Annotated in this window: 15 protein-coding genes; 7 read left to right on the forward strand and 8 right to left on the reverse strand. The window is 35.6% G+C overall.

Annotation, left to right across the window (positions count from 1 at the left end; genetic code table 11):
* Window positions 1-186: 186 nt before the first annotated feature.
* Complete coding sequence (locus BK585_RS11745; RefSeq protein WP_078553630.1) at window positions 187-1,245, reverse strand: DUF3900 domain-containing protein; 1,059 nt, start codon at window positions 1,243-1,245, stop codon at window positions 187-189.
* A 176-nt stretch (window positions 1,246-1,421) separates the two neighbouring features.
* Between BK585_RS11745 and BK585_RS11750 the strand changes: the two genes are divergently transcribed.
* Complete coding sequence (locus BK585_RS11750; protein ID WP_078553631.1) at window positions 1,422-2,435, forward strand: BMP family ABC transporter substrate-binding protein; 1,014 nt, start codon at window positions 1,422-1,424, stop codon at window positions 2,433-2,435.
* Between the two features lie 26 nt (window positions 2,436-2,461).
* Window positions 2,462-4,252 (forward strand): sensor histidine kinase, encoded by a 1,791-nt coding sequence (locus BK585_RS11755; protein WP_170885558.1) that lies wholly within the window; start codon window positions 2,462-2,464, stop codon window positions 4,250-4,252.
* A gap of 181 nt (window positions 4,253-4,433) precedes the next feature.
* Here the strand turns inward: BK585_RS11755 and BK585_RS11760 are convergent, their stop codons facing one another.
* The 3 genes from BK585_RS11760 to BK585_RS11770 form a co-directional block, all read right to left on the reverse strand.
* Window positions 4,434-4,691, reverse strand: coding sequence for a YciI family protein (locus tag BK585_RS11760; RefSeq protein WP_078553633.1), 258 nt, complete (start codon window positions 4,689-4,691; stop codon window positions 4,434-4,436).
* Between the two features lie 117 nt (window positions 4,692-4,808).
* Window positions 4,809-5,051: a hypothetical protein gene (locus BK585_RS11765; RefSeq protein ID WP_078553634.1), complete on the reverse strand. Its 243-nt coding sequence runs from the start codon at window positions 5,049-5,051 to the stop codon at window positions 4,809-4,811.
* An 81-nt stretch (window positions 5,052-5,132) separates the two neighbouring features.
* Window positions 5,133-5,759 carry a CAP domain-containing protein gene (locus tag BK585_RS11770; RefSeq protein ID WP_078553635.1) on the reverse strand — a complete coding sequence of 209 codons (627 nt, stop codon included), beginning with the start codon at window positions 5,757-5,759 and terminating at the stop codon, window positions 5,133-5,135.
* Between the two features lie 172 nt (window positions 5,760-5,931).
* Between BK585_RS11770 and BK585_RS11775 the strand changes: the two genes are divergently transcribed.
* Complete coding sequence (locus tag BK585_RS11775; RefSeq protein WP_078553636.1) at window positions 5,932-7,431, forward strand: gluconokinase; 1,500 nt, start codon at window positions 5,932-5,934, stop codon at window positions 7,429-7,431.
* A gap of 81 nt (window positions 7,432-7,512) precedes the next feature.
* On the opposite strand, the gene BK585_RS11780 is transcribed toward BK585_RS11775, so the two are convergent.
* Window positions 7,513-8,076, reverse strand: coding sequence for a nitroreductase family protein (locus BK585_RS11780; RefSeq protein WP_078553637.1), 564 nt, complete (start codon window positions 8,074-8,076; stop codon window positions 7,513-7,515).
* Window positions 8,077-8,256: 180 nt separating this feature from the next.
* Here BK585_RS11780 and gndA point away from each other — a divergent pair, with 180 nt between their 5' ends.
* On the forward strand, window positions 8,257-9,663 hold the full coding sequence (gndA, locus tag BK585_RS11785) for an NADP-dependent phosphogluconate dehydrogenase (protein ID WP_078553638.1): 1,407 nt from the start codon (window positions 8,257-8,259) through the stop codon (window positions 9,661-9,663).
* A 112-nt stretch (window positions 9,664-9,775) separates the two neighbouring features.
* On the opposite strand, the gene BK585_RS11790 is transcribed toward gndA, so the two are convergent.
* From BK585_RS11790 to BK585_RS11800, 3 genes are all read right to left on the reverse strand, one after another.
* Window positions 9,776-10,396, reverse strand: coding sequence for a cyclase family protein (locus tag BK585_RS11790; RefSeq protein ID WP_078553639.1), 621 nt, complete (start codon window positions 10,394-10,396; stop codon window positions 9,776-9,778).
* A 14-nt stretch (window positions 10,397-10,410) separates the two neighbouring features.
* Complete coding sequence (gene zwf / locus BK585_RS11795; RefSeq protein ID WP_078553640.1) at window positions 10,411-11,901, reverse strand: glucose-6-phosphate dehydrogenase; 1,491 nt, start codon at window positions 11,899-11,901, stop codon at window positions 10,411-10,413.
* 306 nt (window positions 11,902-12,207) lie between these two features.
* On the reverse strand, window positions 12,208-12,573 hold the full coding sequence (locus BK585_RS11800) for a cupredoxin domain-containing protein (RefSeq protein WP_245805910.1): 366 nt from the start codon (window positions 12,571-12,573) through the stop codon (window positions 12,208-12,210).
* Between the two features lie 257 nt (window positions 12,574-12,830).
* On the opposite strand from BK585_RS11800, the gene BK585_RS11805 reads away from it, so the two are divergent.
* From BK585_RS11805 to BK585_RS11810, 3 genes are all read left to right on the forward strand, one after another.
* Window positions 12,831-13,394: a Gmad2 immunoglobulin-like domain-containing protein gene (locus tag BK585_RS11805; RefSeq protein WP_170885559.1), complete on the forward strand. Its 564-nt coding sequence runs from the start codon at window positions 12,831-12,833 to the stop codon at window positions 13,392-13,394.
* Between the two features lie 75 nt (window positions 13,395-13,469).
* Window positions 13,470-13,691 carry a YqcI/YcgG family protein gene (locus BK585_RS24610; RefSeq protein ID WP_281248902.1) on the forward strand — a complete coding sequence of 74 codons (222 nt, stop codon included), beginning with the start codon at window positions 13,470-13,472 and terminating at the stop codon, window positions 13,689-13,691.
* Window positions 13,692-13,695: 4 nt separating this feature from the next.
* Window positions 13,696-14,187: a YqcI/YcgG family protein gene (locus BK585_RS11810; RefSeq protein ID WP_281248955.1), complete on the forward strand. Its 492-nt coding sequence runs from the start codon at window positions 13,696-13,698 to the stop codon at window positions 14,185-14,187.
* The last annotated feature ends 6 nt before the right edge of the window (window positions 14,188-14,193 follow it).

A 14,193-nucleotide genomic window follows, 5' to 3' on the forward strand; every position in this document is an offset into this window, starting at 1 on the left:
GAGTTATTATGATCAAGAACAGCCGATTATATTTGGATGGTTTCATTCCAATTTTATCAATTAAAAAGGAAGTAAAAACAGGTGTAAAAAGAAAGGTAGGAAGATAAAATAAACTTATCTAAATTTCCTGGGCAAGCGCAGGATATGACAAAATCCCGTTTCCTTTCGACTTGTTTCTTTAATTAATCATTTGTTATATATTTTGTTGAATACCGTTTCTATACTTTCAGGTTTTACAAACTCAACTGGGGAAAATCCTTTTTCGAATGTAAACGCATCTCCTTCAATAACCAGCACATACTTGTCATTCTTTTTGGCAATGTGTATTGATTCTCCAAAGTCTGAAAGCAATCCTTTAATGGATATGTGGTCAAGCTTTAGCTTTAATTCTATAGTGGGTTGTTGCTCAATAATTGGTGATGAGACTTCAGCCACTTGTTCTGGTGTCCATTTTTCTTGTAGTTGTCTAACCGGAGTATTCGCCCAAGCCTCCATCATTTCTTCTTCCTGAGCTTTTTCTGGACTTTCATCATCATATGTCGCAGCGATATATTGTTGAGCCTGCTGCAACACTTGGTGTTTCACAATCTCTGGCATCGATTGATTGTACTCCACAAATTTTAAGAAGTCCTCAAAATAACGAGCATGAGAAGATTGATGAACCTTTATTTCCCATTCTTCCACCATTCCCTCTTCCGGCATGTAAGGGTACTGAATTGACTTCATGTTTTTGGTGGTAATCGCCATTTCCACTGAACGAATTAAGTTTTTTTCATCAGCAATACTAGCCACTTTTTGTTCAAAATCACATTTTAAAATAAAAACAAATGGGATATCAGAAACTTCCACAAGTTTTGCTCTAATCACAATAATCGCTCCACCACGAACTGCGCTAGTTTCACTATATAATTGAACTAATGTCTCGGTGTATTTAGTATACTCTTCCTGGTCCAACGCTTTGCGTATAGTAGAAAATAAATTATAATTTGGGTTACTATCTAAGGCATGTCCGGGTTCTACAATGAATCTACCTACTTTGGTTGGGACTTGTTCGGATTTTGGGTTTCTCTCAACTTTTCGTTTCGCTATTTTCATTAATTCTCCATCTAAAAATTCCTTTAGCTCACTATTTATATAATCTTGATTAGACATTGTTTGATAATGCTTTAATCTTTTTATTGTGTGTTCACCCTGTCCTTCGATTTGAACTACAAAAAAAGATAAGAAATCAACAGTAAAATCCATAACCTACTCCTCTTTCTTAAGATGATTTTCAAATTATATCATTCTAATTTACTAAAAGGTAAGCTATTTAATTTGTTGTTATGTATTTCCACAATAAATAAAAAAAAAAACGCTTATTCCTTGTCATTTTATAGTAGAATTAAAGAAATAAAAAAAATGAGTAAAGAGGTCGAATTATGTCGCAATCAAAATTAAGTAAGAAGATCGTGTCACTAAGTATTGCCATTAGTTTTATTTTGATTGTAACTTTAGGGTTTAGTATTTTTGCCCTACTTCAACCAAATACAAAAGCTGTTACTCTTCCTAATCAATTAGTTGGGATTATAACTTCAGATACGATTCACGACCAAAGCTGGGGTAGCTTAGCATATAAAGGTAAATTGTTAATCATAGAAAACCATCCTGTGACTGTCGAATTAATGAGTGAGCAAAACACGGATGAGAAAATGCTAGAGTCTACTTTGAAATTCATTGAGGACGGAGCAAAATTAATCATTGGGCACGGGCGTGAGTTTTCTCCTCTCTTTACTGAACTTGCTCCCTCTTATGAAGATATCCATTTTGTTACAATTAATGGTGATTCGGAACATAATAACCAATCTGTCTTTACTACGAACCCTTATTCTTATGGATACATGGCTGGAATGGTTGCTGCGTTACTGACAAATAACAACAAAATTGCTTTATTGCAACCACATGAACCAGAAGATAAAACCCAAGCTTCATTTGAAATGGCAATTAAAGAATTTAACCCTAAGGCTGCTATTTATATAGAGGAATTAGATACCCGCGATGACGAAGAAAACGCTGTTCGTATTACAGAACAGTTGATTAATCAAGGTGTTGATTTAATTTTCTCTACTGGAAATGCTTACAACAGAGCAGTCATTCATGCTGCTAAAGAAGCTAATATTATGGTAATTGGGTTTATTGACGACCAACAGTATATGGCCAAAAATCATGTTATTACAAGTTTAGTTATTGATATACCGAATATATACAATATTATATTAGAACAGCATTTGAGTGAAACTGGTATTATTCCGGGGTTAAACGTTCTTGACTTCCGGGATGATATTTATCAATTAGCACCTTTTGGACCAATGGTATCAAACGATGTGATAGACAAAATAAATACACAACTGACAAAATATAACGAAGGAGAGTTTGAGATCATAAATTCTAATTAATCCACATGTTGGAGGAACTTTCATTCATGAACATTAAATTATTTTTAGACCAATTGTCATTTAAAAACAAAATATTTCTCTCTTTTTTAGTCATTGTTTTGATACTAACTGGGGTTTCTTTATTATTTGTAACTTCTATTCGCCATGTAGATAATCTTAACAAAGATATAAATCAACAAGATATTCCTCAATTACTTCTAGTGCATGAATTACAAAGGGAGGCTTTTTCCAAGAGGTATATTTTAGAAGGAATTATGACATACGGCTTTGATAGCGTTACTGATTTTTTCTACTATAATAATTCTATTGAAACCGGTAATCAGCCTGTATCTGATGAACTCCATTCCATACGAGCGTCTTTAATGGAAATAGATTTTATATATTTAAATAAAGTTCAAGGATTGCTCCGTTTTGATAATTTCGCTATGGCTGAAATGGTTATTGAAGAAGAGTTATTACCGAAAATGATTAAAATTGAAGAAGATTTATTTAAACTAGAGCAAACCATTTCCTATTCAATTGCAAATGAGGCAAACAAAATATCGACAGTTCTCCATCAATCTCTGTTTATTCTTTTTGTTACTACAACTATAGCAGTAACGATTGCTATTTCATTATCTTTAAAAATCAGCTCTGAAATTACAAAACCAATTGACCAATTGATAAACAAAGTGGTACTTATCGCGAAAGGAAACTATGGATTAAAAGTTGGTAAGATAGAACAATTCGAATTTGAAAATTTAACAACCTCTATTAACTACATGTCAGATAGTTTAAAACACTCATTTACGAGACTATCTCAAGAAAAATTAGTAAGAGAACAAATTCTATCCTCACTACCTGTTGGAATTATATCAGTCGATGAAGAAAAAAATGAAATTGACATTAACCATACCGCTGCACAGTTATTGGGGATTCCAAAAGAAAGATTAAAAAAGGAGTTAACTTCTGAAAACAAATTGAGTCATAACGAGTTTTGGGAGTGGTATTATTCCAAAGAATTGTTTGAAACAAGAAAAACAAAATTAACTAACGAGAAACAGCCAATAACTGTCCTAGTATCCCAATCTGCCCTTTATAACAACAACAATAAAATAATCGGTAGGTTATTTCACTTCATTGACATTTCGATGATTGAAAAATTACAAGAAACTGTCCATCGCACAGAAAAATTAGCAATAGTTGGGGAATTAGCTGCTGGAGCAGCACATGAGATACGAAACCCGTTGGCTGTTATCCAAGGGTTTTTGACGATAATGAATGGTAGTGTTCCTCATCAAGACCAGGAAAAATATCAGCTACCTCTGCTTTTGAAAGAACTAGAACGGATTAACTTAATTATTGAGGATATGTTGATGTTATCGAAACCAGGAAGTCCAAGGAAAAAAAGCTATGTCTTTGTTGAAGTCTTAAATGACATTATGCCAATTATAAAAACTAGTTGCCCTCCTGATATTGATATTGAAATAAAGATGGATCCGTTTGTATCAAATATTGATTTTGACCAAATGAAACAAGTCTTTTATAATCTCATTCGAAATAGCATACAAGCAATAGGAAGTAACGGGGTTATCTCCATCTATTCTAAACTTGAAGGAAACCAGGCAGCCATCTATATTCGTGATACCGGATGTGGAATTCCAGAGGATATTCAGCATCAAGTTTTTGAACCTTTTATTAGCAATAAAGACGATGGAACTGGCCTAGGCTTGACGATAATTCAACGGATTATTGAAAATCATCAAGGCACGATTCAATTGCTTTCAACTTCAGAGGAAGGAACTACATTTAAAATACTACTACCTATAGAAAAATAAGACAGTTAAAAAAAAGGGAATTATCACCTTTTTTTAACTGTCTTTAAGCAATGAGCAAAACCGCCACCTTCTGTTAAAGCAAGTTGTGAGTGGGTTTCTCACAACTTGCTGAAGTGAGTGGGTTTCTCACAACTGGTTTTGTGGCAGTTGAAGCCATTGCATCGCCCCATCCTCTTATGTATTAGATTCCCCACTCATGTAATTCTAAAGTTCGAACTCCTTCAATGATATAAGGATCTTTTTCTGCTAATTCTTTTGCTTCTTCAATTGACTCTGCAATATAGATTACCATTCCACCAGTACCATCAATAAATGGTCCCTTTGCAAAAATCTTTCCTTCTTGTTCGAGTTCCTGTAAGTACTCTAAGTGTGCTGGTCGATACTTTGCGTTAATTTCTGGATTTTTCATTTTCAATATAGCCGCAAAATGTTTTGACATCTCATTCCCTCCTTTGTCTTCCCTTAAATTTTATCATAAAACCCCAAAAACCACTGAAAAAGTACAAAACAACTTTAGTGCCTTCTAGTACCTATCATTTTTCAGTGGCTTCAGATTTTATATGACTGTTTTGTTTATGAAGGACTCTACCTCTTCTGATGTTGCTATGTTTTTTTCATCAAATATCGTGCTTGTTTGGGGATCATATACGACCGCTGTAAATATCTGTTCTTGGTTATTGTAATAGAGTTCAACCGCATCACCAAACTCCTCTGGTGGCCTTACCTTAAAAAACTTCTCACTTTCTGACTTCCCATTTTTTACGTTTTCAATTTTTACTTTCATTTCTTCTGGATCCATCGTTATTCTCCTATCCTTTCCATTGTGTAAAAACTTAAAAACGAAAAAATCCTCTGCTTCCGCATTGGATTTTTCTCCGTGTTATCTTGCTTTTATAAACATTTGAACCCAAGCACCATGATAAAAACCTACGCCAATGGTGTCATATTGAGCATTCATGATGTTTTGACGATGACCTGGGGAATTCATCCAAGAACGCATGACTTCTTCAGGCGTTTTTTGTCCTTTTGCAATGTTCTCACCAGCTGTACTATAGGAAATTCCAAATGTTCGTAACATATCAAATGGAGAACCATAATTTGGACTTTGATGAGAAAAGTAATTGGACTTAATCATGTCCTCCGCTTTTTTATGAGCAACATTTTTAACATCGGCACGATGAGTTAATGGACGCAATCCTTGTTTTGCTCTCTCTTGATTTACTAAGCTAACAACTTGGTCTTCAAATGTACTGTGATGTGTCGCTGATTCCTTTAATCGAATCACCTCTCCTACGTGCAAATTACGAGGGTTTATTTCTGGATTTAATCGCATTAATTCACGGTAATCGAGTCCGTAACGCTGTGCAATAAACCAAAAGGAATCTCCACGGGAAACTTTATAATGCTCAAATGGTGGCTCTTTAAACGTTCTGATTTGTTGTGCCTCTGATAATAGAGGGAAACATAAGAAAAGAGCAAACGTAAATAGCATAACTTTCTTTGTCATCTTCTTCCTCCAACACGAATAATTTTTATTGCCACTTTAGTTTGTATAGAAGTTTCAAGCTCTATGTATTAAATTCAAAATTTTATTGTAAAAATCTTCGCATTATTTTTCCATTTATAAAAGAAATCGATTACAATAGGTTAAAGTTCATTATTGAAGGGACCGAGTAAGAATGTCAAAACAGTTTGTTCTTGGATTAGATATAGGCACTACAAGTACAAAGGCTGTATTGTTTCAACTAAATGGTACAGTTGTTAGTGAGCATGAAGTGTTTTACTCCATTTCACACCCCAAACCAGGCTTTGCTGAACAAAATCCTGATGAAATAGAAAATGCCTGCCGCCAATCAATTAAAGCCATTCTTCAAAAAAGTGGGACAACTTATCTCGATTGGATTGGTTGTGGGTTATCTACAGCAATGCATTCTTTAATCTGCTTAAATCATGAATTTGAACCTATAACACATTCTATTATCTGGGCTGACCAGAGAAGTGTTGCACAAGCCTCCTACCTTAAAGAAACAAGACCAGATCTTTATCATCGAACGGGTACGCCTATTCATCCGATGTCACCACTGACCAAAATTAGCTGGATAAAAGAAAATGACCCTCTTTTATTTGAAAAATCGGCTTATTTTGTATCCATTAAAGAATACATACTACATAAATGGTTTGGAACAAAAATGACCGATTATGCAACTGCCTCTTCGACAGGTTTCTTTAATATTCATTCGTTTACTTGGGATGAAGAAGCATTACAAGTATTAGGGATTGGTGAAGAACAACTATTTACCCCAGTAGATGCTATGACAATTCTAGAAGGCATGAAACAGGAAATAGCAGATGACATCGGACTAACTACTGATTTCCCTTTTGTCATTGGGGCAACAGATGGTCCTTTAGCCAATCTTGGAATTGGTGCAGTTTCTGAGAATGCACTAGCTATCACAATTGGTACAAGTGGAGCAATTCGTCGTTTTTCAAACCAACCAGCACCAGATAAAGACCAACGTACATTTAGTTATGCTGTTACAAAAGAATTGTGGATAAACGGTGGACCAACCAACAATGGGGGTATTGTGTTAGAGTGGTTACGAACATTATTTGATAATCCACATTCAACTCTATCACATAAGCAATTTATTAGTTTAGCCGAGGATGTAAAGCCAGGAGCAAATGGATTATTATTTTTACCTCTTTTATCTGGGGAAAGAGCTCCTTATTGGGATGCCAATGCCAAAGGAACTTTTGTAGGGTTAACAAGAGCTCACCAAAAAGAACACTTTGTCCGAGCTGGGTTAGAAGGTGTCATCTTCAGTATCTTTAGTGTAGCCGAAAGCTTTACCGATGTTACAGATTCAAATCTTACACTTTATGCAAGTGGCGGCTTTGCAAGGTCCCCTTTTTGGCTTCAAATGGTTTCGGATATATTTGATAAACCGGTTACCGTACCTGTATCACACCAAAGCTCTGCTTGGGGTGCTGCTTGGGTGGCACTCTACAGTTTGGATTATGTTTCCTCTCTTGAGGATATAACCGCTTTTATCCCCTTAGGCGATAAGATCCTTCCAAACAAGCCAAACCATGCAATCTACAAAGAGCTTTACCCTGTTTACCGAAGCTTATATGAAAACTTAAAAGAAACATTCAGTAAGCTAAATCAGTTTTCATGATTTCTTCCTAACTTTTGAGGGTGGAACAAAAATGTGTTTTCCTTTTGTCCCACCCTCTGCACATGTTCTCCAATAATTATATTATGTCAACCACTTTGTTACTTCATTTATATTCTTCTTTTTACTTGGAGATTTAGTCATGTCTGGATATCCTAAGTATATAAAAGCTAACAATTCTCCTTTTTCAGATAACCGGAAGAACGCTTTAACCTCTGGATGATAGCATAGGTCTCCGGTTCTCCAAATCGCTCCAAGACCTAAACTATGAGCTGTAAGTAACATGTTTTGAATCGCAGCATTAACAGCTGCATACTCTTCTAATAAAATCACTCTTTTCTTATCACTCGGTTCTACAGCAACCGCAATAATGACAGGAGCACGTAACGGATTTTTAGTAGCGGCCTCAATTTTTTTAGCATTTTCCTCAGTATCGCCAAGCTCTTCTTTCTTAATTGTTGCAAACACATCGCCTAAACGATTTCGAGCTTCACCTTCTAATACAAAAAAACGCCATGGTTCTGTTAAAAAGTGATTAGGCGCATATGTTCCTGCCTCAAGTATTTTTTCGATGTCTTCTTTCGGTACAACAGTTGATTTTACTTTCCCAATCGTTCGTCTTGACTTAATTGCTTCAAATATGTCCATATCATCACCCTTTATCACACTATTCTTTTTATATTATATGTAAATGCCTAGATTTTCGTGATCACTTCGTATTTTTTTGATACAATATGTAAGTATGGAAAAACAAACATATAGATACATAATTAAGGTATCTTATGTATCACATCGCATATTATTTGCACAGAAGGGATGTAACAAAAAATGTCACAACAGAACATAGGTGTACTTGGTGTAGGAGTAATGGGAAAAAGTTTAGCTTTGAATTTCGAAAGCAGAGGTTACTCGGTTTCAATTCATGATATTTCTGCTGAAAAAGTAAAGGAAATTGCTGCTGAACATGAAGGGAAGAATCTTGTAGGTACATATAGTATTGAGGAGTTTGTTAATTCTTTAGAAACTCCAAGAAAAATACTTCTTATGGTACAAGCTGGTGAAATTACAGATAAAGCGATTGAATCTTTATTGCCGTATTTATCTGAAAAAGATATTTTAATCGACGGTGGAAATACATATTTTGAAGATACGATTCGTAGAAATAAATATCTTGCTGAAAAAGGAGTTCACTTTATCGGATCTGGTGTTTCTGGTGGTGAAGAAGGCGCATTAAAAGGACCTTCTATTATGCCTGGTGGACAAAGAGAAGCCTATGAGCTAATGGAAGATATGCTTAAGGATATTTCAGCAAAAGTAAATGGTGAGCCATGTTGTACATATATCGGGCCTAATGGTGCCGGACATTATGTGAAAATGGTTCATAACGGTATTGAATATGGAGACATGCAATTAATTTGTGAAGCTTATTTCCTGATGAAGCATGCTCTTGGTGTTAGTAATGAAGAACTTCATGAAATCTTCACTGAATGGAATAAAGGTGAACTTGATAGTTACTTAGTAGAAATCACGGCTGATATCTTCTCTAAAAAAGACGAAGAAACAGGAAAACATCTTGTAGATGTAATCCTTGATACCGCAGGTCAAAAAGGAACAGGAAAATGGACAAGCCAAAGCTCTTTGGATTTAGGTATCCCTCTTTCTATCATCACAGAGTCGGTTTTTGCTCGTTTCCTTTCAGCAATTAAAGATGAGCGTGTAGCTGCTAGCAATATTTTAACTGGCCCTTCTCCACGTTTCGAAGGAAACAAAAATGAGATGATTGAAGCTATCCGTAAAGCATTGTATTTGAGTAAAATTATTTCATATGCTCAAGGATTTGCTCAGCTTAAAACGGCTTCTGAAGAATATAATTGGGACCTTCAATATGGTAACATTGCGATGATTTTTAGAGGTGGTTGTATCATTCGAGCTGGCTTCCTTCAAAACATTAAAGAAGCCTATGATCGTGACCCGAACTTAGCAAATCTTTTATTAGACCCTTACTTTAAGGAAATTGCTGACCAGTATCAGCAAGCACTTCGTGATGTTATTACATTAGCTGTCCAATCAGGAATTCCAGTAGCTGCATTCTCAGGGGCACTCTCTTACTTTGATAGCTACCGTACAGCTACATTACCAGCGAACTTACTTCAAGCTCAACGTGATTACTTTGGAGCTCACACATACCAACGTGTGGACAAAGAAGGAACATTCCATACAAACTGGCTTGCATAACCGAAAATTTATGAAAATCCCTAATTCCAAATTTGGAATTAGGGATTTTGTTTTGCAAAAAAAAAAACAGCACCAGGTAAGCTACCGCTGCTGTTTTGATGTTTAATTTATATTAATACGTTACACCGTCTAAAAGAAGGACTCGGGCAGGAGCTGCATCTGTGCCTACCATTTTAAGAGGGGCAGCCACCATTAGGTACTGGCCAGGGTTAATATCTTTTAAGCGCAGTCCTTCGATAACAATGATATTCGCTCCGAAAAGAGTTTTGTGGGTTGGATGACCAGGCTGACTTCGTTCCACACCAAGTGCGTCAATCCCAACACCACGAATTCCTTTGTCAGCTAATAGTTTAGCTCCATCTTCTGCTAAGAAAATGAAATCAAAGTTAAATTCTTCTTCAAACGAGTTTTTTGTTTTAAAAATGACAAAGTCATTTTTTTGAATATCAAAACCCTCTAAATCTGCCGCTGTAATTCGGTCTTCGACATTCGTTAGGTCAAAAACTTTACATTGACCTACCAGCTGTTCTAGGTCTATCGTTTCAAATGTCGGACCATCATTAATCATGTGTAAAGGAGAATCGATGTGAGTTCCTGTATGAAGGTCTAAATCCATTCTTGATTCTGTAACATGAGCATTCGTTACTGTGCTGATTTTAGGTTGTTTTTCCGGTTTGTTTTTATAAACCGCCATCCCCTCAAAAATAGGTGCACTAATATCAATTACTTTCATTTTTACGACCCCTCTCAATATTTCCTTACTTCATTTGCGATTGGCCACCATGTAAAGCCGTCATTCTCTAGTAGTTCATCAGCTTCTCTTGGACCCATTGAACCAGATGCATAAGTTGTTAAATTCTCTCCATCCTTATGCCATGCTTTTGAAATTTCATCGATGAAATTCCAAGATAAATCGACTTCATCCCAGTGAGCAAAATTCGTTGCATCACCTAACATACAATCATAAATTAAGCGCTCATAAGCTTCCGGTGTATTTTGTTGGTCGATGCAATTGTTACAATAATCCAGTTTTACAGGGGTCGTTCCTCCTGCTAATCCAGATTTTTTCCCATTTAACGTCAGCGTAATTCCTTCATCAGGTTGGATATGAATACTTAACAAGTTCGGATGAATTTTATCTTCTTCTTTATAATATAAATTCATCGGTAACTCTTTAAACTGAATGATAATTTGGGTTGATTTCATCTTCATACGTTTACCTGTACGAATGTAGAATGGAACACCAGCCCAACGGTGACTGTCTATTAATAACTTACCAGCTACATAGGTTTCTGTATGTGATTTTGGATCAACATTGTTTTCACTACGATATCCAGGTACTTCATTGCCAGAAATTGTGCCAGGTCCATATTGTCCTCGCACGAAATATTTTCCAGTTTCTTCTTGACTTACTGGACGTAATGCACGTAATACCTTAATCTTCTCACTTCTAATTTCTTCGGGTGTTAACCGAATAGGTGGGTCCATTGCAAGCAATGATACCATTTGAATCATATGGTTTTGAACCATATCTCTCAGTGCACCTGATGTCTCGTAGTAGCCACCTCGGTCCTCTACTCCTAGTGTTTCACTTGATGTAATCTGTATGTTAGAGATATATCGATTGCTCCACAAAGGCTCAAATATTGCGTTTCCAAAACGAATAACTTCGATATTTTGTACCATTTCTTTTCCTAAGTAATGGTCAATTCGATAAATTTCATCTTCTGAAAAAGCTTCACGAATCTCTTGGTTTAATTGTTTGGCAGAAGTAAGATCGCGTCCAAACGGTTTTTCGATAATTAACCTTGTCCAACCGTTCGTGTTTGTTAAACCTTCTGATTTTAAATTGGTAGCAATGGTACCAAAAAATTGGGGAGACATCGCCATATAGAAAATTCGATTCCCAGGTATATTAAATTGCTCATCCAATTCAGTTAGTAAAGAGTTTAGTTCATGGTATGAGTTTTTATTCGTTGCATCAAATGGCAAATAATAAAAATGCTCACAAAATTTTGCTACAAGTTCTTTGTCCTCATTATGTAATGCTTCAGCCACAGTCTCTCTTAACGTGTCATTAGACCATGGGCGTCTAGCAGCTCCTACAACAGCAAATTTTTCATTCAATCTTTCCGTTTTGTATAGATTAAACAGGGAAGGATATAATTTTCTCTTTGCCAAATCACCTGTAGCTCCAAAGATTACGATAGTAGTTTCGGGTTTGTTAGTCTGTTTCATCATTAAAGCCTCACTTTTTTCAAAATACTCTCAAAAAATAACGTTACCTATTTTTCAACAAGAAATCAACTATTTTATAAAAATTCTTTACTATTTTTTCCGTCAAGGAACATAATTAAACAAATTTTTGCTTTATTCAATTACTGTAATGATGTTCTATTCGCTTGTCAATGAAATATACTTTTAGCTAAAATTCTTTAAGGCTTTTGTTTATTAATTACTACTAAAAGAAAGAGATGCAACAATGGACACGGTCCTTCGCTACATCTCTAGCAAGTAATGAGTTACTATTTCTATGTAATTTAATTAGTCTACTACAATATAAGCAATCATGGGTCCATTGTCTTTAATATGAGCATGGGCTGTACAAATTAAACGATAGACACCTGCTTCTTCAAAATGTAGTGTAACCGTTGTTTCTTTTCCTTTTTTCACTGTACCACTAATGTCTGTTCCTTCAATCACAAAAGGATGTTCATGCCCATTCACTCCAAAAATCGTTAATTTGACTTTTTCCCCTTTTGGCACGTTAATTGTACCTGGGTCCCAACGGTAACTTTCAATCTCTTTTCCTTCTGCTGTTTTAGATTTGTATTCTCCTGTTACCATATGAATTTCTAACTCTTTATCAGAGAAACCTGCTTTTGTTTCAATGATCTTCGGTTCAATCATGTATAAACTCACAGCTGCTGTGATAAATATGATAGCAAGAATCATCCATTTCTTTTTGATATATACCACTAGAATCCCTCCTTTCTATTCTTTCTACACTCTATGCGTTAAGGTCCTAGAACTTGTCTCATTATTTGGTATAAACGTAATTGATAAGTTGACTGGAAAACGATTATCTAAGAGCAGTGTCCTTATATACTTGATAATACAAATCAAACAAACTCTTACTACATAGGATGTATAAGGAGGTGAAAAAATTGAATTTACGACTATTTTTTATTTTTATTTTGCCGTTTTTCATGTTGCTAGCTTGTGTTGATGAAAAAAAGGAAGTTGTTCTAGAAGGTGAAACTTCTGCTGACACTCAGGTAGAAATAGAAGTCGAAATCGACGATAATGAGGATGTTCCGGATTCTATTGAATCGAATAATCAGCAAAATGAGACAAAGGAACAAGATGATGCTCATACAACAGAAATTGAAATGAAGAATGACAATGTTAGTGACCAATTATTAGAAAATGAAGCGTTTCGAATTGAAATTCCAACTCAAAATAGCATTGTTTCAACTGGATTTATCGTTCAAGGGCAAGCACGTGTATACGAAGCTACAGTTCAATACCGTCTCCTAAACGAGAGTGGGGATATATTAACTGAAGGATTCACAACAGCTTCAGAAGGTGGACCGTATTGGGGAGACTTTGAAATTATTGTGGATTGGGTTGATAACGGTGATACTTCTGGTACACTGCTATTATTTGAAGAAAGTGCCAAGGATGGCTCAGAACAACATGCCCTTACCATTGAGTTAACCTTCGAATAACTAGGGATAATAAATCGCACTTATTTAGTCACTGAATACTCTAGTCCTATATACTCTATTCAGGAGGAACTAACAGTGGGGATTGAAAAAGAAAATGCTATCTTAGAAAAATATAAAACCGGTTTGGAATTTGATGCATTCTCATCATTTCTTACTAAGTTAGGAAATCGAGAGTCACGATTCCCTTGTATTCCAGCAGTTCACGGACAAACCCAAAACCATTTTAGATATGGTTTTATTGACGATAGAAAAAAAGAGTTGCAAGAAGAACAAATGGCTTCCCTCTTGAAGGAATAGCCTAATTGCTAAAGAATGCGGGGACTATACCTCGTTAGTATTATTTTTCAATGAAAAAGCTAAAACTTTAGAAGAGTGTGAACATGATTTTTGGAGATTGCTGACTGAGGTAAGTCTATATGACGAGCTCCCCTGGCCTTCTCATATTCCAAAGGACCCTTCAGACCAACTATGGGAATATTGCTTTCACGGCGAACAATACTTTGTATATTGTGCTACACCATACCACGAACAAAGGAATAGTCGTTATTTTCCTTATTTTATGGTCGCATTAACTCCAAGATGGGTACTAGACACATTTAATAGTAATCAACAAAAAGCAGAAACTATAAGAAACCGTATACGAGAGCGTTTAGAAGCGTATGACGATATCGCACCCCACCCTCAATTAAAACAGTATGGCTCATCTGAAAATCATGAATGGAAGCAATATTTCTTACGAGACGAGGACAGTGAACTAAGCCAATGTCCTTTTCACCACCAAAATCCGGATTAATTTTGT

The sequence above is a fragment of the Bacillus alkalicellulosilyticus genome, assembly GCF_002019795.1.
Taxonomy (GTDB): Bacteria; Bacillota; Bacilli; order Bacillales; family Bacillaceae_F; genus Bacillus_AO; species Bacillus_AO alkalicellulosilyticum.

Excerpts from the sequence above, each read along its gene's own strand:
- BK585_RS11745 (WP_078553630.1), bottom strand. The coding sequence starts at position 1,245 with ATGGATTTTACTGTTGATTTCTTATCTTTTTTTGTAGTTCAAATCGAA.
- BK585_RS11750 (WP_078553631.1), top strand. The coding sequence starts at position 1,422 with ATGTCGCAATCAAAATTAAGTAAGAAGATCGTGTCACTAAGTATTGCC.
- BK585_RS11755 (WP_170885558.1), top strand. The coding sequence starts at position 2,462 with ATGAACATTAAATTATTTTTAGACCAATTGTCATTTAAAAACAAAATA.
- BK585_RS11760 (WP_078553633.1), bottom strand. The coding sequence starts at position 4,691 with ATGTCAAAACATTTTGCGGCTATATTGAAAATGAAAAATCCAGAAATT.
- BK585_RS11765 (WP_078553634.1), bottom strand. The coding sequence starts at position 5,051 with ATGGATCCAGAAGAAATGAAAGTAAAAATTGAAAACGTAAAAAATGGG.
- BK585_RS11770 (WP_078553635.1), bottom strand. The coding sequence starts at position 5,759 with ATGACAAAGAAAGTTATGCTATTTACGTTTGCTCTTTTCTTATGTTTC.
- BK585_RS11775 (WP_078553636.1), top strand. The coding sequence starts at position 5,932 with ATGTCAAAACAGTTTGTTCTTGGATTAGATATAGGCACTACAAGTACA.
- BK585_RS11780 (WP_078553637.1), bottom strand. The coding sequence starts at position 8,076 with ATGGACATATTTGAAGCAATTAAGTCAAGACGAACGATTGGGAAAGTA.
- gndA (WP_078553638.1), top strand. The coding sequence starts at position 8,257 with ATGTCACAACAGAACATAGGTGTACTTGGTGTAGGAGTAATGGGAAAA.
- BK585_RS11790 (WP_078553639.1), bottom strand. The coding sequence starts at position 10,396 with ATGAAAGTAATTGATATTAGTGCACCTATTTTTGAGGGGATGGCGGTT.
- zwf (WP_078553640.1), bottom strand. The coding sequence starts at position 11,901 with ATGAAACAGACTAACAAACCCGAAACTACTATCGTAATCTTTGGAGCT.
- BK585_RS11800 (WP_245805910.1), bottom strand. The coding sequence starts at position 12,573 with ATGATTGAACCGAAGATCATTGAAACAAAAGCAGGTTTCTCTGATAAA.